Origin of the sequence: Aeromonas sp. ZOR0002 (assembly GCF_963866995.1) — a bacterium.
GTDB classification, from domain to species: domain Bacteria; phylum Pseudomonadota; class Gammaproteobacteria; order Enterobacterales; family Aeromonadaceae; genus Aeromonas; species Aeromonas caviae.
The window spans coordinates 1-18,951 of record NZ_CAWMFQ010000203.1 but is presented as its reverse complement, the minus strand read 5'-3'; the positions used below and the strand labels follow the sequence as shown (position 1 = coordinate 18,951).

Here is an 18,951-nt window from a genome sequence, read left to right as displayed (position 1 = left end):
TGCGGCACCCATCAGGTAATCACCATGCCACTACGAGTCCCAAAGGTGTGCCGAGAGCGCACCTGTCATCAGCTGACGACAGAGCGCCACGGCTACTGCCCTGCCCACGTGCACTTGCTGGATGGATGGAAGAAGGTGGCCAAGGTCAGTGCCGATGTTCGCGGCTATGACTGGGCATGGCGCAAGCTGCGCAAGCGGATCCTGGTGAGGGATAGCTACCTGTGCCAGGTGTGCCTTGCCTTGGGCATTGTGACACCAGCGACTCAAGTCGATCACATCGCCAACAAAGCCGCTGGCGGTACCGATGATGAGCGCAACCTGCAGGCAATCTGCGACCCTTGCCATGCCAGCAAGACGCGAGCAGAGGCGCTGGCTGCACGCCGGACGGGGCTGCCGAGGGGGTAGGGGGGATCAATTCCTCCCAACCTTTCGACCTCACCACTGCTCCGCCCCGCGAAATTTTTATACCCGCGAAATTAAAAATTTAAATGGAGGGCGCGATGGCCGGTGCAGCTGCCGTGCCCGGGCGCGGCAGAAAGCCCAAGCCGACCGCACTGAAGCGCCTGGGGGGCAATGCCGGCAAGCGGGCACTGAATAAAGACGAACCCACCTTCACCCCTCTGATCGGGGTCGCCTGCCCTGAGTGGCTGGCAGAGGATCCATGGGCCCCCACGCTGTGGGATATGGTCATCAAAGAACTGTGCGCCGCCGAGGTGCTGTGCATCACCGATCTGCACAACCTGGAGGCATTCTGCGCCGCTTACTCCCGCTGGCGCAGAGCCGAGATTGAGATCACCAAGCACGGCCTGGTGGTTGAAGGGGCCACTGGTGGTCCAGTCAAGAATCCGGCCTGTACCGTCGCCAATGAATCACTCAAGCAAATGACCACATACGGGGCCATGCTCGGGCTGGACCCTTCCAGCCGCTCGCGCTTGATCAGCGGTAACAAGAAGAAGGGAGGCGGCAACCCGTTCGCTGCTTTGTAGGGATGGACCATGGCCGCACGCAAAAGCTATCCCTACGTCAACGTGGCCAATGGCTACGCCCGCGACATAGTGCGCGGCAAGATCCCTGCCTGCCGCTATGTGATCCAGGCGTGCCAGCGTCATCTCGATGATCTGGCCAAGGAGAAGTCGGCCAAGTTCCGGTTTCGTTTCGACAAGGACAAAGCCGAGCGGGCTGCCAAGTTCGTTCAGCTCATGCCCCACACAAAGGGGGAGTGGGCCTTCAAGCGCCAGACCCTGAACCTTGAGCCGTGGCAGCTGTTCATCATCTGCTGCGTGTTTGGCTGGGTGCGCAAAGGAAGCGGCCTGCGGCGCTTTCGCGAGGTTTACAACGAGATCCCCCGCAAGAACGGCAAGTCGGCGCTCTCCGCCCCGGTTGGCCTCTACTGCTTCGCGGCGGATAACGAATTCGGCGCCGAGGTCTACTCCGGCGCGACGACAGAGAAACAGGCGTGGGAGGTATTCCGCCCGGCCCGCCTGATGGCCAAGCGTACCCCGGCGCTGCTCGATCATTACGGCATCGAGGTCAACGCCAGCAACATGAACATCCCTGCTGACGGCGCCCGCTTCGAGCCGCTGATCGGCAACCCTGGTGACGGCCAGTCGCCATCCTGCGCCATCGTGGACGAATACCACGAGCACGACAGCGACGATCTCTATACCACCATGATCACCGGTATGGGGGCCCGCAAGCAGCCTCTGATGTGGATCATCACCACCGCGGGCTACAACATCGACGGGCCCTGTTACGACAAGCGGCGGGAGGTGATCGAGATGCTGGCCGGCACGGTGCCGGACGACGAGCTATTCGGGATCATCTACACCATCGACGAAGGCGATGACTGGGCAAATCCCGCGGTGCTGGCCAAGGCCAACCCCAATATGGGGATCTCGGTCTACTCAGATCACCTGCTGGCGCAGCAGGCCAAGGCGATCAAGTCGGCCCGCTTTGCCAACATCTTCAAGACCAAACACCTCAACGTCTGGGTCTCGGCCAAGACAGCGTTCTACAACATGCAGCGCTGGGCGGCTTGCGAGGACAAGAGCCTCACCCTGGAGCAGTTCGCCGGTGACGAGTGCATCCTTGGCTTTGACCTGGCACGCAAGCTCGACATGAACTCCATGGCCCGCCTGTTCTGGCGCGATATCGACGGCAAGCGCCACTACTACTCCGTGGCCCCCCGATTCTGGGTGCCGGAAGATACCGTGTTCGATAACGACAACCGGCGTTTGGCGGAGCGATACCAGAAGTGGGTCAACCTGGGTGAACTCAGTACCACCGATGGCGCGGAGATCGACTACCGAGAGATCTTCGAAGAGGCCAAAGAGGCCAACCTCGACAACAAGGTGCTGGAAACCCCCCTCGACCCGGCGGGCGCCATCGCTCTCTCACATTCACTGGCGGACGAAGGGATGACCCCCATCACTATCACCCAGAACTATCAGAACATGTCCGGCGCCATGAAGGAGCTGGAGGCGGCCATCACGGCAGGCCGCTTCCACCACGACGGCAACAGCTTGATGACCTGGTGCATTGGCAACGTGATCGGCAAGTATCTGCCCGGTAACGATGACATGGTGCGCCCGGTCAAGGAGAGCGCCGATCAGAAGATAGACGGTGCAGTCGCGCTGATGATGGCCATCGGTCGGGCCATGGTGCCGGGCCGTGAAGATGAGCGCTCCATCTACGAAACCTCGGACGTTTTATGCTGAAACAACTTTCAATTTTCATCGTGGGTCTGCTGGGGGCTGCGGCACTGGCCTATGGCGCCAGTCTCTACTCACCGCCCCTTGGCTGGGTCGTCGGTGGCCTGCTCTGCCTCGCCTGGTCATTTCTGATGAGCCGGGCAGTGGCGGCCGCCGAGTTTGCCAAACGCAACAAGGGGGATAGCTGATGTTCCTGCCAATGATGTTCGGCAGCGGGCGCAAGGGCGGCAACTTCAGTCAGTGGATCAGCAGCATGGCCGGGAAGACGACCAAGGCTGGGGTGCTGGTGACGCCGGAGACTGCCTTGGCACAAGGCGTCGTGCGTGCCTGTGTCACCCTGCTGGCGGAGTCGGTGGCCCAGCTCCCTTGCGAGCTCTACCGCCGTGACGATGACAAGCGGCTTCGTGCCACCGACCACCCCCTTTACGACCTGATCCACAACCAGCCGAACCAGAAAGACACGGCGTTCGAGTATAACGAACAACGCATGGGCCACCTGGGCCTGCGGGGTAACAGCTACAGCCTGATCGACCGGGATGGGCGGGGTTTCATCACCGAACTCATTCCCATCAACCCGGACAAGGTAGCTGTGCTTAAGGGGCCGGATGGGTTGCCCTACTACCAGTTGTTGGATGGCAGCAACCAGATCCTGCCGATGCGGATGGTGCACCACGTCAAGGCGTTCAGTCTTGACGGCTACCTGGGATTGTCACCAATCCAGACCAACCCGGACACCATCGGACTTGCGATGGCGGTGGATGAGCATGCGGGACGGGTGTTTGCCAACGGCACCACGCTCTCCGGAGTCATCGAGAGCCCGAAGGATGGCGCCAAGTTCGACTCACAGGCCAAGGTGGATGCGTTCCTCGGCAAGTTTGTAGAGCGCCACTCTGGTCTGCGCAACGCCTTCTCGGTCGCATTACTGCAGGAGGGAATGCAGTACAAGCAGCTCGCCATGAATAACGAGCAGGCGCAGCTGCTGGAGTCCCGCAAGTATGGCGCCAACGAGATCTGCCGGCTCTACAAGGTGCCGCCGCACATGATCGGCGAACTGGAGCGGGCGACGAACAACAACATCGAGCACCAGGGGCTGCAGTTTGTCATCTACACCCTGCTGGCATGGGTCAAGCGGATCGAAGGCGCCATGATGCGCGACCTGCTGTTGCCAGCGGAGCGAAAGAACCTCTACATCGAGTTCAACGTCTCCGGATTGCTGCGGGCAGATCAGAAGTCCCGCTACGAGGCGTATGCCCTCGGCCGCCAATGGGGCTGGCTCAGCGTCAACGATATCCGCCGGTTGGAGAACCTGCCGCCGGTAGCAGGTGGAGATATCTACCTGACCCCGCTCAACATGGTGAGCACCGGTTCCCTCCCGCCAGGCATTACCAAAGCCAGTGCCGAACAACTCAACGAGATCGAGGCCATCCTATGCCGAAGCTGATCAATTACCCCCATCTGGCCAGCATGGCGTTTGGCCAACCCCTCTATGCCACCCAAGATGTTCTGGCCGGGGTGAAGAGCCTGCTGCTGCCACGGATGCTGGGCAACCAGCGAGACATCATGGCCGCCGACGAGTTGCCGGACGGGTTAGAGCCTGCGCCGCTGGAGGCCAGGGGCGAGTTCAAGAACCGCATCGGCGGGTTGGCTGTGATCCCAGTGCACGGCATCCTGATGGCGCGGCGTGGTCACATCGATGCCACCTGCACCGAGCTGACCAGTTACGAGTGGGTGAGGATGCAGATCGCCACTGCGCTGACCGACGAGCGGGTCAAGGAGATCGTGCTCGACATCAACTCCGGCGGCGGCATGGCGGTGGGCTGCAAGGAGCTGGCGGAGTACATCTATTCCAAGCGCAGCGTCAAACCGATCACAGCCCTGGTCAACTTCGCCGCCTACTCGGCTGCCTACTTCATCGCGGCCGCTTGCACCAGGGTGGTGGTGAGCGAGACCGGCGGCTGCGGCTCGGTGGGCGTCATCATGGAGCACATGGAGGTGAGCAAGTGGGAGCAGGAGGTGGGTCTCACCTTCACCACCTTCTACCGCGGCGAGCGCAAGAAAGACGGCACTCCACACGAGCCCCTTTCCGAGGGGGCGATGGCCGCCATCGATCACCGGATGGATCAGGCCTACGAGCTGTTCGTGAGCTCCGTCGCCCGCTATCGCGACCTGCCGGTAGAGGAAGTGAAGGCCACCGAGGCAGCCCTCTTCAGCGGCAGTGAAGCCGTGGCCAATGGCCTGGCCGACGAGCTGGCCAATCCCCAGGATTATCTCAACGCCCTCGCCGCCAGCGTGGCCAACCAGGGTAAGCCCCAGCAGACCATCGGCCTGCGGGCCAAAGCCATCGAATTGCAGAACCAGCTCTAGCCCTGCGGCGGAGCCCATCCCAATAAGCCCCATCAGGGGCTTTTTTTATACCCAAAGGAAACCACTCGATGAAAACTATCGAAACCCTCCGCCGCGAGCGTGGCGAAATCGTCGCCCAGATCACCGCCCTGGCTGACATTGAGAAACAGGGCGGGGCTCTGAGTGCCGAGCAGTTGGCCGAGTTCACTTCGCTCGAGAGCAAAGTCGCGGAAATCAGTGCCCAGATCACCCGCATGGAAACTGCAGAGCGGCTGGCTGCTCAGCAGGCAGTACCGGTTGTGGCTTCTGGCGCGATGACTGGCTCCCCTGCTGTTCATGTGAAACAAGAGCTCAAGCAGTACCCCGGTGCCGGCATGGCTCGCCTCGCCATGGCCGTTGCTGCCGGTCAGGGGGACATGAAGCTGGCAGAGCAGTTTGCCGCCAAAGAGATCGGAGACGCCGGGATCGCCATGGTGATCAGCACGGCTGCCGGCTCCGGTGGTGCGCTCATCCCCGAAAACCTGCACTCCGAGGTGATCGAGCTGCTGCGCCCGAGAACCATCGTGCGCAAACTCGGGGCTCGTCCGGTACCACTCCCCAACGGTAACCTGAGCATGCCGCGCATGTCCGGCGGGGCCACCTCCAGCTACGTGGGGGAAGGCGTTGATGCCAAGGCCACCGGTGGCAGCTTCGATGATGTGAAGCTGGCGGCCAAGACCATGATCACCCTGGTGCCGATGAGCAACCAGCTGATCGGGAGCGCCGGGTACAACGTTGAACAGCTGGTGCTGGGTGACATGCTCGCCGCCATGGGCGGTCGTGAAGACAAGGCGTTCCTGCGCGATGACGGCAGCAACAATACCCCGGTCGGCTTCAAGAAAGTGGCCACCGACGCGGGTCGCACTGTCGCCTGGACCGGCACGGCGGACCTGGCCACTATCGATGCCTACCTCGACTCGCTCATCCTGAAGCTGATGAGCTCCGACTCCCTGATGATCAACCCGGGTTGGGGCATGAGCCCGCGCTCCTGGATGAAGCTGTTTGGCCTGCGCGATGGCAACGGCAACAAGGTCTATCCGGAGATGGCCCAAGGCCTGCTGAAGGGCTACCCGGTCGCCCATACCAACACCATTCCGGTGAATCTGGGGGTCGGCACCAACCAGACCGAGATCTACTTCGCGGACTGGAACGACGTGGTGATCGGCGAGCAGGACAACATGACCATCGACTTCAGCCGCGAGGCCACCTATGTGGATGCCGCCGGCGAGCTGGTCAGCTCCTTCGCCCGCAACCAGTCCCTGATCCGTCTGGTCGGTAACCACGATGTGGGCTTCCGTCACGTAGAAGGGCTGGTGCTGGGCACCGAAGTGACCTGGTAATCCAGGGCAGGGGGCTACTGCGTGGCCCCTTCCATTTCATTATCCAGACCGTTCAGGAGAGCCATCATGGCCAAACCCGTAAAGGCGGACGAGTCCGCCCTGACCATTATCAAGGTCATCCGCCCCTTCAAGAACTACAGCCCCGGCGACATCACCGGTTTTGACGATGCCAGGGCGCAGGCCCTGATCGACGGCGGCGTAGCCGTGCTCTATTCCCCAACCGAAGGTGGCGAGTCGGTTGAAGGTAAGGAGTAAACATGTTGCTGATCACCGTGGTAGAGGCCAAGGCACAGTGCCGAATCGAACCGGAGATGACCGACGAAGATGCGTTGCTGGCCGGTTTGATTGAAGCGGCGATCAGCCACATCCAGTCCGACATCAACAAGCCGCTGGTGGCAGCAGGGGAGGAGGGGCAGCCTCTCACCCCTGCGCTCAAGCTGGCGGCCCTGCTGCTGATCGGCCACTGGTATACCAACCGGGAGGCCGTGGTGACAGGCACCATCGCCACGACTCTGCCGCTGGCGTATGACTCGCTGATCCACCCCTATCGTGACATCGTGGTGGGCTAGGAGGACGCATGCTTAAAAGTGGCGAACTCGACACCCGGCTGACGCGCTTTGGCGCCGCAACCGGCACGCCCCCGGAATGGCCGCTGCTTGGCAAACTGTGGGCGAAGATCATTGACCCGAAGGCGGCAGGGCGCGAGGCACAGGGCAGCATCTATGCAACCGGATCGACCCTGATCACGGTGCGAGCACGGGGCGATATCCTGCCCGGGCAGTTGCTGAAGGGGAATGCCTGCTGGTACTTGATCGAAGATACCGCCATCGAGCCTGGCGCCTTGCAGATCTCGGCCCGCAAACTCTCCGGCGAGCCCGCCACCTACACCCCGAAGCAGGGGGAGCCTTATCCGGTCACCGCCTTCTTGGCGGCTGAGAACGTGATGGTGGGGGCCCGCAGCGAACCGCGACACCAGATAGACCTGATCCTGCCTGAACTCGTCCCCCCCTTTGCACGCCAGGGTGACCAGATCACCTTGCGGGGACGGCAATACCGTATCGATGGGCTGATAGAGGGCAGTGACAACGGCACCACGCTCCGGATGATGGTGGTCTGATGCCGGGCGGGCTAAGCCGAAAGCGCAGGGCCAGGGCGATCAACGTCACTGGCCTGAGCGAGAGCGTCGATGCATTCAAGGCGCTTCCTGCCACGATCCGCAAGCAGCTGGTGGCCGCAGTCAATGACGTGGCCACCGCCACTCGGAGTGACATGGTCAACCGGATTGCCGCCGATGGATTCAACACCGCCTCGGTGAGGGCGAGGATCCGACTCGACAAGGCGACCGCGACCAGCGACGTCGCCACCATCAGCCTGGACCTGAAGAAGATCCCGTTCAGCCGAGTCAAGTTTGCCAGTCAGCGCACCGATGGCACCGGCACCCGGGCCAGCGTCTGGGTGCTGCGGGGCGGCAAGCGCGTGCAGGTCTACGGCTTTATCAACCCCTACGGCAAGAAACGTCGACCGATGATCCGTTATGCGAAAGCCGGCAAGCCGCGACTGGTGATGGCGGGCGGTGTGGGCCTGCGGGGTTGGTGGAACGACATCATCACCGAGCAGTTCCTCGATGAGCTGCAAGCCAACCTTGCCAGCACCTTCACCAGGAGAGTGACATGACCGAAGCGACCGTCATCATCGATGCGCTGCTGGCCAAATTGCGCAGCGTGCCTTCACTGTCGCCAGAAGACAGGGTATGCGACAGCGACCCGCAGATCGACCAGCACACCCCGCTGCCGCTGGCCCATTTTCGGGAACTGACCGAGGGCAAACCGGAGCGGCGGGGGCGGGAGTGGAAGCGCACCCGCAACATTCAGGTGGATCTCTACCAGTCGGTGAGTGCCGGACGTGCCGGGCGTGACCAGCTGCTGTCAGAGGTGCTGGCGGCGCTGGTGCCCTCGACGGCGGGGATCCCCCTGCCGGGTACGACGCTGCTCGCTATCTCGGTGGGCACCATTAATCTGGAACCCGAAGAAATCGGCAGCGACACCTTGCTGACCTCCATCCAATTCAGCCTCACCTATACCGCCAGCCTCTAGGTTGGCACCACCATCTGGATACCATAGGAGCATCCAAGCATGTCATTTACCGACAAAGGCCTGCTGCTGGCCGGTGATGTCTACATCGCCGAAATCACCAATGGCGTGAAAGGGCCCCTGATTGGCCCCATCAACGTCAACGAGATCACCGTCACCCCGCCGACCACCGAGGAAAAGTCGCGCATCTCCAAGAAGCGCAGCACCTTCGGCCAGGCGCTGGACTCGGTTCAACTGCCGAAGGACCCGGCCAAGCTCTCCCTGAAGTGGGACTCCATGACCAAGCAGCTGCTGGCCGATGCTATCGCCGGCAAGCAGGTGGCCTTCACCCAGGCCGAGGCTCCGGTGGTGGATGAACCGGTGACCCTCAGTAAAGAGGGATGGGTCGAGTTGGGCAATGCCTACATCAAGCCCGGTACCATCGTCGTGAAACTCGCCAGCGGCAGCACCACGCTGGTGCTCGACACCGATTACAAGGTGAATGGCAACATGGTGATGGCGCTGAACGACACGGCGGCTGTCGCTTGCAAGGTGAGCTACACCAAGGCGGCCGTGACCGGCACCACCTACACCGGCACCACCGAGACCCTCAAGCCGCGCTACTTCCTGATCGACGGCGAGAACCTGGCCAACCCCGGCCAGCGGGTGCGCGTCACCATCGACCAGGCCATGCTGGCCGCCCAGGGCGCACTGGCGCTGATGAGTGGCGAGTTTATGGAAGGGGAGCTGGAAGGCTCGCTGGTCACCCAGCCCGGCAAGTCCGAGCCGTATCGGATGGAGATTTTGAACTAGTGGGGAATGGGGGAGGAGTTCTCCCCCATAGAAAAAGCATGGTTATGGGCAGTAAGACCTGGTACAGACCTCAACCCCACCAGTTGCACCGAATCCAGAAAATAACTCTCCAAGTAGGATTACTACCGCTACGGCAAAAGCACTATAGCCGGCTGAAGTGGCTAGTACGTCCATCAGGAAAACCTGTGGCGTTAATCCATCTTTCTCTTTAATCGCCAGATACTTGACGCTGGAAATGAACAAGAACAGTAGGGCAAAGGACACTGCGGGATATGAGTTAACTAAAAACAGTAATGCGATGGGAATGAGGAAGACCCATGCTCCAGTAGCAATGATGGCGAGAAGAGCTCCGATTACGAAAAATCCTCCTATTGCGATCAGCAATAACTCGAACACATCCATACCTTCCCCTGAAGAATAACCCGGTCAGTAAATTGCACTTTTCAATATAGGTTTTTTTGGTACCCGCTTCGGCGGGTTTTTTCATTTCTGAGGATTTCTATGGCCAGCAATGACACCGATATCCAGCTGCGGATCCGTGCCGCCGTTGAGGGGCTGGCCGAGATCAGCAAGCTCATCACCGAGGTGGATACCCTGGGTGGGGAGACCGAGTCGAGCAGCGAGCAGGTCGGCTCCCTGGGGGATGAGTTGCAGCGCCTCGGTGAGCAGAACGCCACTCTGACCCAGTTCGCCAACCTCAAGCGCAGCACCGCCGATCTGGGTGAGGGGCTGGAGGCTGCCCGCACCAGGGCCACCGGCATGGGCAAAGCACTGGCGGATGCCAAGAAAGAGCTGACGGCGTCCAATGCTGCCTACAGCACCAGTCGGCAGGAGACCGAGCGGCTGGCGAGCGCTCATGCGGAAGCCAAGGCCAAGGTGGATCTGCTGCGCCAGGCCAACAGTGAGGCGACCAGCGTCACCAAGGAGCAGCGCCAGGCGCTCAAGGATGCGCGGGATCAGGTTCGTCTGCTGGGGGACCAGTACAAAGAGAGCGCGGGGCAAACCAATGCCCTCAAGAACGGACTGGATGCCAGCGAGAAGGCGCTGCGTCAGCAGGCCCGGGAGTTCAACGCTGCTCGCCGGGAAGTGCAATCCCTTGATAGCCAATATCAACGGCAGAACAGCACGCTCAATGGGCTGCGCCGCGCCCTGACCGAGGCTGGGGTCGACACCCGCAAGCTGGCCAGCGAGCAGAAGCGGATTGAAACGGCCAGCCAACAGGCCGGAACCCAGGTGGCTTATCTGAAGAGCCAGCTTGCTGGGCAGGCCACGCAATTGCGCTCGTCTGCCGCCGGGATGGAGGCATACAGCAAGAAGGCCAAGCAGGCCGAGCAGAACACTGACAGCCTGCACCAAAGCGTGCAGAGCGGGAGTGGGAGTTGGCGGGACTTTATCGGCCGCATCACTGGTGCGGCAGCGGCCTACCTCAGCTTTGATCAGCTGATTGCCCGCACCACCGGCATGATCCGCACCGCCGATGAGATGGAGCGGCTGAGCGTTTCGCTCAAGAGCGTGGAGGGGAGCGCCGCCGGCGGTGAAAAGGCACTGGCCTGGTTGCGGGAGTTCAATGAGAAGACCCCGTTCCAGCTCAACGAGATCACGACTGCTTTCATCAAGGCGAAGAACTTCGGGCTGGATCCCTATAACGGGGTGCTGCAGGCCGCCGCCGATTACACCGCCAAGACGGCCGGCACGTATCAGGATCTGGAAGGGGTCATCACCGCCCTCGGCCAGGCCTATACCAAGGGCAAGCTGCAAGCCGAGGAGATGAACCAGCTCAACGAACGCTCGGTACCGGCAGCTCAGCTTCTGGCGAAAGCCATGGGCAAGACCACTGACGAGATCATCGCCATGGCCTCGGCAGGCAAGCTGGGCCGAAATGAGATCGAGCTGTTGATCAAGGCGATGGGACAGGATGCGGCGGGTGCCTCTGAGGCCATGTCAAAGACCTTCAGCGGGATCTGGTCGAACTTTCTTGAGGAGCTGAATCGGGTCGAACTGGCCGTGGCAGATGCGGGCATTTTTGACTTCATCAAAGGTGAGTTGCAGAGCGTCACCAGCCAGATCAAAGCGGCCGCCGCCGACGGTAGCCTGGCCGCCTGGGCCCGCCAAGTATCGGATGGCCTGAAGGTGGCCGTGGTAGGCCTGCGCGAATTTGTGGAGGGACTGGTTGAGTGGCGCGGTGCGATTGCGCTGGCGGTTAAAGCCTGGGCAACCATGAAGGTGGTGCAGTGGAGCACCGATCTGCTCAAGTTCGCCGACATTCTGAAAACCCGCGTGACCCCGGATACCAAGAAAGCGGGCGAGTCCATGGAGGAGATGGCCAAGAAGGGGAACAAGGCCGGCGGCATGCTCAGCCGGATCGGGCTTGGCACTGCTGCCGCCTATGCTGCCCTGGCCACGTTGGCCTACGAGGGTGGCAAGGGGTTGGCCAAACTGGCCGAAGACGCCGGGGTCTGGGCGGCCAGGATGGGCGAGGCTGGGGAGGTTGAGCAGCGAGTAGCCGAGCAGTCTCGCGCCTTCTTCGCCCAACTGCAGCGCCAGGGCATGACCACCATGGCGCAGTTCGATGAGTTCAAGAATGTGCAGATCCTCACTGCACAGGAAGTTGCCAAGCTGTCAGCAACCGAACGGGCTGCCTACGAGCAGCGGCTCAAGGGTCATCGAGAGTACCTGACGGGCCAGTTGCAGGTGCAAAAGGCGCTTGAAGCCTCCGGGCTCAAAGCCGAGGCCATGCAGTACCAGGCCGATGCTGCGCTGGCCAGCATGCGCCAGGGGTTTGCCAATCTGGCCGCAGCAGCAGATATGTCCGCTCAGGTGATGGAAGCCAAAAGCCGTCCTGCGGTACTGAACCTGATCAGCAGTTTTGACCAGCTCAAGGCCAAAGGCGGGGAGACGGCAACCACGATAAACACCCTGTTCAGCAATCTGCAGATTGGCGATCCGACCTCATTGCAAAACCTTGGGCTGGCGTTCGAGACGCTCAAGGAGCAGGGCAAAGTCACCCAGACCGAAATTGATGCGGGGTTGCGCAAGAGTCTGCAGGACATGAGCCTGCAGGATCTCGAGGTGTTGAAGGTCCAGTCAATGGCAGCTTTTGACACCATGAAAAATGGTGCCATCAGCACAGCCCAGATCACGGAGTCGGTACTGTCTGAAAAGCTGCGCCGCCTGGGTGTGGATTATCAAGCACTCCATACCGGCATTGATGCCGTGGGCCGCCAGACCATCGACACCTTCCGTGCTGTTGCTACCGATGTGAATGCCACCTCGCAGGATATTGCCGCCGCCATGAAGGCGGCCGTCAACAAGGCAGACACGGCGCAAGAGCTGGAGGAGCTGAGAAAGGTCTGGTTATCGGTAGGGCAGGCGGGAAAGGTCTCTGCACAGGAGCAAGGACGCGGGCTTACCTATCTGGATGATCATATCCGCCAAACCAAAGCGAAAGCAGCAGAGATTGGTGATGGCTTCAACACCGCGGCAGACAAGTCGAAGAGTGCGACCGACACCATGAGGGAAAACCTCAAAGGGGTGCAGGACGAGGCCAAAAAGACCAAAGCCGATGTGGAAGACGCCATCAGCAGTACGAGTGGTGGCAGCTCTGCCTTGTCGGGTACAGGGCGAGGGGATGTCACGCGTACCGTTGGCGCTGGCTCTTTCTTCTACAAGACGGTGGATATCAACCAGCTCCGCGGCAACGCCGATGCCCTGGCCAACACGCTCGCGGGCGTGGAAGAGGAGCTGGCTCGCTACAGCAAGAAGGTCAGGGACATCCCCGCCTACAGCGAGTGGAGCAAATACTACGGCGAGAAGTTCCAGAAGGAGATGGAGGCCATGCGTGCGCAGCTCCAGAGCGAGCTGAACAAGGCACAGCAGAAGGAAGTTGCAAAGAGTCCGCCAGCAGCAAGCCAACCTGTAGTTTCCCAGCAGGCGTATCAGCCGACCCCACAAGCCCAGCAAGCAGAGAAACAGGTCACCATTATCCTGCAACTCCCCGGTGCCCCGGAGGCAAAGCTTCGGGCAGATGAGAAGGGTCTGAACAACCTGCTCAACATCCTGGAACAGGCGGGGTTGAACAAAACATGATCCAGCTAAATGGCATTGATTTGCCTGATGATATGTCATGGCCAAACGAACTTGCGCACACCCCGGTGGTGCAAAGCCTTGAACATGCAGTCACCGGGGATCCGGTGCTGCAATTCGGTATTCAAAAAGGGGGGCGAGCCATCCATCTGGTCTCTGACGGTGCATGGCTCAGCAGAGAGCAACTTGACGCTCTGCGAGCCACTCTAACCGACCCACCTCCACTGCTGCTTAACCTGGCGAACACCGTGTTCAAGGTCACCTGGGATCACCCTACTACCCCTATTGAAGCCACCCCCATCAGCCCCGAGGCGGAGCCTTGGCTGAATCCGGATGCTCAATACGAAGTCACGCTACGGTTCATCACATTGGAGTAACCCATGCCCATCACTGCAAAAGATATTGTCATCTACGAGTCGGCCAGGCTGACGGATGAAGACAACGGCGGTGGGTTGCCGACCGGCCGCCTGGTGATCGATGGGCAGGTCAACAACCTGTTCCCCGACACCAGCCGCCTCGACCGCACCCAGGGCCGGGTCAACATCCGCAAGATCTTTGGCGGGGTGGCGGTGGATACCCAGGAGGTGTACCTGGGCTCCCACTTCATGGTAAGCAAGGACGCCGCCGACAGCCACGTCAACATGATCGCCTTTGCGGGCACTCCGACCGACACCCGGGTCGAGGTCAAGAACGCCATCGAGAGCTACCTGGTGCCCGGCATCAGCGCCCGCATGTACCTGCTCGGCGACCAGTACAAGGGGCAGCGGATGCTCCTCGCGTTTCAGGAAGTCTCCGCCCCCGAGCCGGAACTGGGCGGTACCCTGCTGCTGCGGGGCGTAGACCCTGACACCAAGGCTGCCTATGAGCAGTACATCAAGATCGCTGAATACGAGGCCCACGAGCAGACCTTCACCTATGAACACGGTGGTGAGTTCAAGACGCTGGTACGGCGGGTCTGCACCCTCAAGATCACGGCCAGGCTCGCCTTTACCTTCTATGGCGGCACCCCGTATCCGACCGGCTCTACCACCTCGAACGGCAACCAGGTGGCCGATATCCTTACCACCACGGTAGCGGATGCGGCCCGCTATTACGGGGTCACTGCATTGGCGCGGCCAGCCCAGCCTGGGGATCTGCAGGTGCGGGTCAACTCGGTCTACAAGCCGATCGTGCCGAGCGCCTATGGCGAGAACCTGCTGACCAACCGCTCTGCCGCCACCGATCTGGCGATCATGCAGCCCTCGGGCAATGCCGTGACTCGCCCCCTCCAGTTTGCTCTGGTGGCGGGCAGCCAGACCCGCAGCTATCTGGAGCGGGTGCCCACGCGCGGCTCCCTGCAACTCACGATCGATGGGGGCGTGTTCAAGGACAATGGCAGCGGGGAGTTGAAGTTCCAAAGTGGCAACAACAACTTCAGCAAGCTGACCGTGAACTTCGAGACCGGTCAGGTCGATGCCTGGCGCAATGCGGGCAGCTTTACCGGCTCGGCCACCGCCAGCTACACCCCGGCGGTGCGGATCCTGGGCAACCTCATCAGCGTGAGCCGGGAGGTGAGCATCGCCAGCAGGACATTTAACTGGACGTTCGACTTCTCCGCCGCCATCCCCATGCCTGGCACATTGCGGGTTTTGTACCGGGCGCTGGGCAAGTGGCAGCAGCTTGAAGACAACGGCAGCGGCCAGTTGGTGGGGCAGGGCTCTGGTACCCAGAACTTCGTGACCGGCTCCCTGGCCGTCACCACTGCCGCCCTGCCGGATGCCGAGAGCGAGATCATCGTGCAGTACCAGCCCGCCCAGGGGATAGCGGTGGAGTTGCTGCTCGGCAGCAAGACGGTCGGCAAGCACCAGCGACTGGAGTTGCCGGATGGCATCCTGCCGGGTTCGTTGCAGGTCAGCTGGGTCAACGGCAGTACCGGATACAGCCTCACGAGCAACGACCAGGGGGAACTGTCCGGCAGCGGTAGCGGCACCGTGAGCGAGGTGGACGGGCTGATCGAGTTCACCCCGAGTGTGCTGCCCAGCGACGGGCTCTACTCCCTGACCTACACCCCGGATACTCGCCTGCTGGGGGAGGTGGTGATCCCGGGGGCGGGCAATCAGAGCGCGAGCGGGTCGGTGGGGCAGGCGTTCAAGCCGCGCAGCTTCCTGCTGCGCTATGCGGTGCGCCGCTTCAATCACGCGGGGCGTTTCCATGCCCAGGGGGATGGCTATTACACCACCCAGGTGATCGATATTCGCGATGACGGGGCGGGCAACCTGCTGCGGGACGGGGCTGTGGTGGGGACGATCGACAACGTGACCGGGGCGTTTTCGTTCAGCTGGTCACAGAGTTACAGCTACCAGTATTACATCACAGAGCAGGGGTATCAGACCGTCAACCTGCAGGAGGAGATGGTGGGCCCAGGTAGCTGGCAGGCGCTGGAGATGGGCCCAGGTACCGCCCCCATCACAAGCCAAGTCAATGCGCCAGAGCTCGATTTCCTGCTGGGCAAGCCCAACATTCTTACCGGTTCGCTCTGGTTTACCGATGGCAGCACCCACTACATCGAGCGGGATGGCATCCTCTGGAAGAACCCGGACTCCCGCACCGGGGCCGGGAGCCGGGTTGGCCGGGTGGATCTGGGGATCGGGCGGGTGGTGCTCTCCGATCTCAACGGCTTCACCGGCAACCTCACGCTGCTCTCCTGCGCCCGGGTGGTGACGGCGGCGTTTGCCAATGCGCTGACCTTCCGCACCCCCGGCAGCCCGCTCAAGCAGGCCAACTTCCAGCTGATCGCGGTGGCCTTTGACGGCTCCCTGGTGAATGCCAGCGCCGATGCCCAGGGGGACCTGGTGGGCGAGGGGGTGACGGGGACGGTCAACACCAACACCGGGGTGGTGAAAGCGAGCTTTGCCAAGCCGATCCTGGCGAGCTCGGCCCGCTACAACACCGTGTTGCTCACCGCCTTGCCGCTGGATGCCGCTCGTATCGGGCTGGATCCGGTGCGCCTGCCCGCCGATGGCAAGGTACCCATCTACCAGGATGGCGACACCCTGGTGCTCTCCCACACTGCCTCCCAAGGGGTGGGGGAGCCCGCCGGTGGCGCCGTGCTCGACGCCGGTCGCGACTATGTGGCTGACCTCTACCTGGTGGGGGCCAATGGCAAGCGCCTCGCGCCCTCCCAGTACACCGAGGATCGGGACAGCGGTCTGCTGACCCTGAACGCAGGCTACAGCCTGGTGGATGACACCGGTGCGGCGGTGACTGCGCCGCTCACCTTCGTCAACCGCATCGAGCACATGAGCCTGGTGCTGGATGTGCAGATCTCTGGCGACCTGACCCTGGCCGACCCACTGGTACACGACTATCCGGCCGGGGAAACCATGGTCAGCTCCTGCCTGCAGTTTGGCGACCGCTTTGCCAGCTGGGCCAACAACTTCGTCCAGCAGAGCTGGAACAGCGCCAGCCCGAACTGGGGCAGTGCGCCGGTGGGCGGGGCCATCAGCGCGAACTACAACTGGGCGGATCACCCGCTGCAGGTAACCGACCGGGGCGCGGTAGATGAGCAGTGGGCGCTGGTGTTCACCGGCACCTCTACTTACAACGTCATCGGCAAGACGCGGGGGTTGATCGCCTCTGGCAACCTGACCACGGACCTGGCCCCCCTCAACCCCAACACCGGCACGCCTTTCTTTGTGCTGGAGGCGGCGGGTTTCTCCAGCGGTTGGGCCAACAACAACGTGGTGCGCTTCGATACCAGCTCGGCGCTGGCCCCCATCTGGTTGCTGCGCTGCATCAGCGTCGGCCGTGCCACCCACCCGGACGACCGCTTCGAGGTCTTCCAGCGCGGCGATGCCGATTAAGCGGCCGCCGGCCATGAGCAACGACGAGGAGCCGCGCCATGCAGCGACTATCAGGCAGTGTCAATGACCAGGGCGTGCTGCTGGCCGATGCCGTGGTGCTGGCCTTGCCGCGCTTTGCCGGGGTGATCCCCGGCTCCTCCCCGCCCAGGGTGGGGCGCTGGGTGCTGGCCCACACCACGACAAACTCGTCGGGGGCATGGCAGCTCGATTGCGACTATTCAGGCCCGGTCATCGTGATGTGCTGGGATACCACAGGACGACAATTGGCCCCCATGGTGCTGGGGCCGGTGGAGGCATAGATGGCGATAAGTGACTATTTAAAGGGTTCCGGGTCAAGCACCGATCCCTACGTTATCCACAGTATCGCGGCCGCAGTGCAGTTTTTCAGTGTCGATATATTCAGAGCCGGGGTGTTTGCGTCGCTGGTTACCGACCTTGATCTGTCGGCCTTCACCTTCAGCCAAGTATCCTCTGCGCTCGCGACGTTAAACGGTAATGGGTATGCCATCGACAACCTCAAGCATCTCTATGGCAACACCCACGCAGTGACCTTTAACCAGCTCACCCTGCGCAACTTTTATTGGGGCCACGTTAATGGCAACTATTTTGGTAGTTCAGCCTTTAATGATGTTGCCTTTATCGATGGTCGATTAGGGCACACCTCTGGCACGTCAACCTATACGCGCTGCACCATGAGCGGAGTGAACTGGTACAAAACCGGTACCGGCTTGACCGGCGTCTCTAGCGTGGTGCTGCCCACATCTGTCACTTGTCCCTCTGCATTTACTGACCTGCGTAGCGTAGCGGATCCCTATAATCCGGATCGCTATTCAAGCTATGATCCCGCCCGATGGACCCTTGATGGTGCTAGCCCGCCCCGACTGCTCAGGCAGGATGTCAGTCACTTGCGGCAGGGGTATTTGGTCAAGGGCCAGGTAAAGACTGGCGGCAGCCCCAAGCCGCGTTTCGTGCGAGCCTTGAGCGTGGCTGACTTTGCCCGCATCAATGACACAATGGCCGCTGCTGACGGCTCGTTTAGCCTGCCCTGTGGTTTTTATAGCGATGCGGTCATGGTCGCCACCTATGAGCCCTATGGTGCCCCCCTGGTCGCCAGCAAGGCGTATGTGCTGGGCGACATCATTCATCCGGCTACCCCCAACGGTTTTCGCTACCTCTGCACCACGGCGGGCAACAGCGGCACCAGTTTGCCCCCGGAACCCTGGTCAACCTCATCCTCCCTGACCGTCGGGGCTGCCCTCTTCACACCAGACCCTGTTTTCCAACCCCAGTTGCATGGTCCCATCAAACCTGTGCTGTGCGACCTCATTACCGGCCTGCCGGTATAAGGAGCGGTAATGGCGACACCATACCAGCTGACCGTACCTGGCCTGACTGTCAACTTTGATGCGCTGGCCTCCTATGTTGTGCCTGCGTGGGATCAGCTTGCCTTCGATGTACCCGACTGGCTGGAGCGTACCATCACCGGCCGGGTGGCCGGGGTGGTCACGGTGCGCAATATCGGCCGCGCCCGCGAGGTGCTGGTGTTGAGCGCAGAGCCGGCCGATGGTCAGTACCAGGTGCTGGCCGAGGTGACCAGCGGCGGCGATGGAGCCTTCGCCGCCGAGTGGCTGACCTACCAGGGCAAGGTGCTGGTGGTGGGGCTCTCGCAGTATGGAGAAACCTGGCAGGCCGAGCGCATCTATCAACTGTG

General features: G+C 61.6%; 20 protein-coding genes. 19 read left to right on the top strand and 1 reads right to left on the bottom strand.

Going from position 1 to position 18,951, the window contains the following annotated elements:
• Positions 1 to 24: 24 nt before the first annotated feature.
• From AACR77_RS11955 to AACR77_RS11895, 13 genes are all read left to right on the top strand, one after another.
• A complete protein-coding gene (locus AACR77_RS11955) occupies positions 25 to 405 on the top strand; it encodes an HNH endonuclease (protein ID WP_042881759.1) in 381 nt (126 codons plus the stop codon).
• A gap of 95 nt (positions 406 to 500) precedes the next feature.
• Entirely contained in the window at positions 501 to 986 is a 486-nt protein-coding gene (locus AACR77_RS11950; protein ID WP_042881757.1) for a phage terminase small subunit P27 family, read from the top strand.
• Positions 987 to 995: 9 nt separating this feature from the next.
• Positions 996 to 2,717: a terminase large subunit gene (locus tag AACR77_RS11945; RefSeq protein ID WP_042881755.1), complete on the top strand. Its 1,722-nt coding sequence runs from the start codon at positions 996 to 998 to the stop codon at positions 2,715 to 2,717.
• On the top strand, positions 2,711 to 2,899 hold the full coding sequence (locus AACR77_RS11940; RefSeq protein ID WP_042881754.1) for a hypothetical protein: 189 nt from the start codon (positions 2,711 to 2,713) through the stop codon (positions 2,897 to 2,899). The genes AACR77_RS11945 and AACR77_RS11940 overlap by 7 nt, the downstream gene beginning before the upstream one ends.
• Positions 2,899 to 4,152 (top strand): phage portal protein, encoded by a 1,254-nt coding sequence (locus AACR77_RS11935; protein WP_042881752.1) that lies wholly within the window; start codon positions 2,899 to 2,901, stop codon positions 4,150 to 4,152. The genes AACR77_RS11940 and AACR77_RS11935 overlap by 1 nt, the downstream gene beginning before the upstream one ends.
• Complete coding sequence (locus AACR77_RS11930; protein ID WP_042881750.1) at positions 4,140 to 5,075, top strand: S49 family peptidase; 936 nt, start codon at positions 4,140 to 4,142, stop codon at positions 5,073 to 5,075. The genes AACR77_RS11935 and AACR77_RS11930 overlap by 13 nt, the downstream gene beginning before the upstream one ends.
• 68 nt (positions 5,076 to 5,143) lie before the next feature.
• Positions 5,144 to 6,433, top strand: a complete 1,290-nt coding sequence (locus AACR77_RS11925; RefSeq protein WP_042881748.1) for a phage major capsid protein — start codon at positions 5,144 to 5,146, stop codon at positions 6,431 to 6,433.
• A 66-nt stretch (positions 6,434 to 6,499) separates the two neighbouring features.
• Positions 6,500 to 6,688, top strand: coding sequence for a hypothetical protein (locus AACR77_RS11920; protein WP_042881746.1), 189 nt, complete (start codon positions 6,500 to 6,502; stop codon positions 6,686 to 6,688).
• Positions 6,689 to 6,690: 2 nt separating this feature from the next.
• Complete coding sequence (locus tag AACR77_RS11915; RefSeq protein WP_042881744.1) at positions 6,691 to 7,002, top strand: head-tail connector protein; 312 nt, start codon at positions 6,691 to 6,693, stop codon at positions 7,000 to 7,002.
• Positions 7,003 to 7,010: 8 nt separating this feature from the next.
• Positions 7,011 to 7,550, top strand: coding sequence for a head-tail joining protein (locus AACR77_RS11910; protein WP_042881743.1), 540 nt, complete (start codon positions 7,011 to 7,013; stop codon positions 7,548 to 7,550).
• Positions 7,550 to 8,107 carry a phage tail protein gene (locus AACR77_RS11905; RefSeq protein WP_042881741.1) on the top strand — a complete coding sequence of 186 codons (558 nt, stop codon included), beginning with the start codon at positions 7,550 to 7,552 and terminating at the stop codon, positions 8,105 to 8,107. Before AACR77_RS11910 ends, AACR77_RS11905 begins: the two co-directional genes overlap by 1 nt.
• Positions 8,104 to 8,526 (top strand): hypothetical protein, encoded by a 423-nt coding sequence (locus AACR77_RS11900; RefSeq protein ID WP_042881739.1) that lies wholly within the window; start codon positions 8,104 to 8,106, stop codon positions 8,524 to 8,526. The genes AACR77_RS11905 and AACR77_RS11900 overlap by 4 nt, the downstream gene beginning before the upstream one ends.
• A 39-nt stretch (positions 8,527 to 8,565) precedes the next feature.
• On the top strand, positions 8,566 to 9,315 hold the full coding sequence (locus AACR77_RS11895) for a phage tail tube protein (RefSeq protein ID WP_042881737.1): 750 nt from the start codon (positions 8,566 to 8,568) through the stop codon (positions 9,313 to 9,315).
• A 42-nt stretch (positions 9,316 to 9,357) separates the two neighbouring features.
• Here AACR77_RS11895 and AACR77_RS11890 read toward each other — a convergent pair whose 3' ends face one another.
• Entirely contained in the window at positions 9,358 to 9,717 is a 360-nt protein-coding gene (locus AACR77_RS11890; RefSeq protein WP_042881735.1) for a hypothetical protein, read from the bottom strand.
• A gap of 99 nt (positions 9,718 to 9,816) precedes the next feature.
• On the opposite strand from AACR77_RS11890, the gene AACR77_RS11885 reads away from it, so the two are divergent.
• The 6 genes from AACR77_RS11885 to AACR77_RS11860 all read left to right on the top strand — a co-directional run.
• Complete coding sequence (locus AACR77_RS11885; protein WP_042881733.1) at positions 9,817 to 13,401, top strand: tape measure protein; 3,585 nt, start codon at positions 9,817 to 9,819, stop codon at positions 13,399 to 13,401.
• On the top strand, positions 13,398 to 13,775 hold the full coding sequence (locus tag AACR77_RS11880) for a hypothetical protein (RefSeq protein ID WP_042881731.1): 378 nt from the start codon (positions 13,398 to 13,400) through the stop codon (positions 13,773 to 13,775). Before AACR77_RS11885 ends, AACR77_RS11880 begins: the two co-directional genes overlap by 4 nt.
• Before the next feature lie 3 nt (positions 13,776 to 13,778).
• On the top strand, positions 13,779 to 17,240 hold the full coding sequence (locus AACR77_RS11875) for a hypothetical protein (RefSeq protein ID WP_042881730.1): 3,462 nt from the start codon (positions 13,779 to 13,781) through the stop codon (positions 17,238 to 17,240).
• 38 nt (positions 17,241 to 17,278) lie between these two features.
• Complete coding sequence (locus AACR77_RS11870; protein WP_042881728.1) at positions 17,279 to 17,539, top strand: hypothetical protein; 261 nt, start codon at positions 17,279 to 17,281, stop codon at positions 17,537 to 17,539.
• The gene (locus AACR77_RS11865) at positions 17,540 to 18,586 is read left to right on the top strand and encodes a hypothetical protein (protein WP_042881726.1); all 1,047 of its coding nucleotides are present in this window, start codon (positions 17,540 to 17,542) and stop codon (positions 18,584 to 18,586) included.
• 9 nt (positions 18,587 to 18,595) lie between these two features.
• A partial coding sequence (locus AACR77_RS11860; RefSeq protein WP_042881724.1) for a hypothetical protein occupies positions 18,596 to 18,951 on the top strand: 356 nt, incomplete at its 3' end.

What these genes read in the sequence shown, in the direction of transcription:
- AACR77_RS11955 (WP_042881759.1), top strand. Translation starts at nt 25, where the DNA reads ATGCCACTACGAGTCCCAAAGGTGTGCCGAGAGCGCACCTGTCATCAG.
- AACR77_RS11950 (WP_042881757.1), top strand. Translation starts at nt 501, where the DNA reads ATGGCCGGTGCAGCTGCCGTGCCCGGGCGCGGCAGAAAGCCCAAGCCG.
- AACR77_RS11945 (WP_042881755.1), top strand. Translation starts at nt 996, where the DNA reads ATGGCCGCACGCAAAAGCTATCCCTACGTCAACGTGGCCAATGGCTAC.
- AACR77_RS11940 (WP_042881754.1), top strand. Translation starts at nt 2,711, where the DNA reads ATGCTGAAACAACTTTCAATTTTCATCGTGGGTCTGCTGGGGGCTGCG.
- AACR77_RS11935 (WP_042881752.1), top strand. Translation starts at nt 2,899, where the DNA reads ATGTTCCTGCCAATGATGTTCGGCAGCGGGCGCAAGGGCGGCAACTTC.
- AACR77_RS11930 (WP_042881750.1), top strand. Translation starts at nt 4,140, where the DNA reads ATGCCGAAGCTGATCAATTACCCCCATCTGGCCAGCATGGCGTTTGGC.
- AACR77_RS11925 (WP_042881748.1), top strand. Translation starts at nt 5,144, where the DNA reads ATGAAAACTATCGAAACCCTCCGCCGCGAGCGTGGCGAAATCGTCGCC.
- AACR77_RS11920 (WP_042881746.1), top strand. Translation starts at nt 6,500, where the DNA reads ATGGCCAAACCCGTAAAGGCGGACGAGTCCGCCCTGACCATTATCAAG.
- AACR77_RS11915 (WP_042881744.1), top strand. Translation starts at nt 6,691, where the DNA reads ATGTTGCTGATCACCGTGGTAGAGGCCAAGGCACAGTGCCGAATCGAA.
- AACR77_RS11910 (WP_042881743.1), top strand. Translation starts at nt 7,011, where the DNA reads ATGCTTAAAAGTGGCGAACTCGACACCCGGCTGACGCGCTTTGGCGCC.
- AACR77_RS11905 (WP_042881741.1), top strand. Translation starts at nt 7,550, where the DNA reads ATGCCGGGCGGGCTAAGCCGAAAGCGCAGGGCCAGGGCGATCAACGTC.
- AACR77_RS11900 (WP_042881739.1), top strand. Translation starts at nt 8,104, where the DNA reads ATGACCGAAGCGACCGTCATCATCGATGCGCTGCTGGCCAAATTGCGC.
- AACR77_RS11895 (WP_042881737.1), top strand. Translation starts at nt 8,566, where the DNA reads ATGTCATTTACCGACAAAGGCCTGCTGCTGGCCGGTGATGTCTACATC.
- AACR77_RS11890 (WP_042881735.1), bottom strand. Translation starts at nt 9,717, where the DNA reads ATGGATGTGTTCGAGTTATTGCTGATCGCAATAGGAGGATTTTTCGTA.
- AACR77_RS11885 (WP_042881733.1), top strand. Translation starts at nt 9,817, where the DNA reads ATGGCCAGCAATGACACCGATATCCAGCTGCGGATCCGTGCCGCCGTT.
- AACR77_RS11880 (WP_042881731.1), top strand. Translation starts at nt 13,398, where the DNA reads ATGATCCAGCTAAATGGCATTGATTTGCCTGATGATATGTCATGGCCA.
- AACR77_RS11875 (WP_042881730.1), top strand. Translation starts at nt 13,779, where the DNA reads ATGCCCATCACTGCAAAAGATATTGTCATCTACGAGTCGGCCAGGCTG.
- AACR77_RS11870 (WP_042881728.1), top strand. Translation starts at nt 17,279, where the DNA reads ATGCAGCGACTATCAGGCAGTGTCAATGACCAGGGCGTGCTGCTGGCC.
- AACR77_RS11865 (WP_042881726.1), top strand. Translation starts at nt 17,540, where the DNA reads ATGGCGATAAGTGACTATTTAAAGGGTTCCGGGTCAAGCACCGATCCC.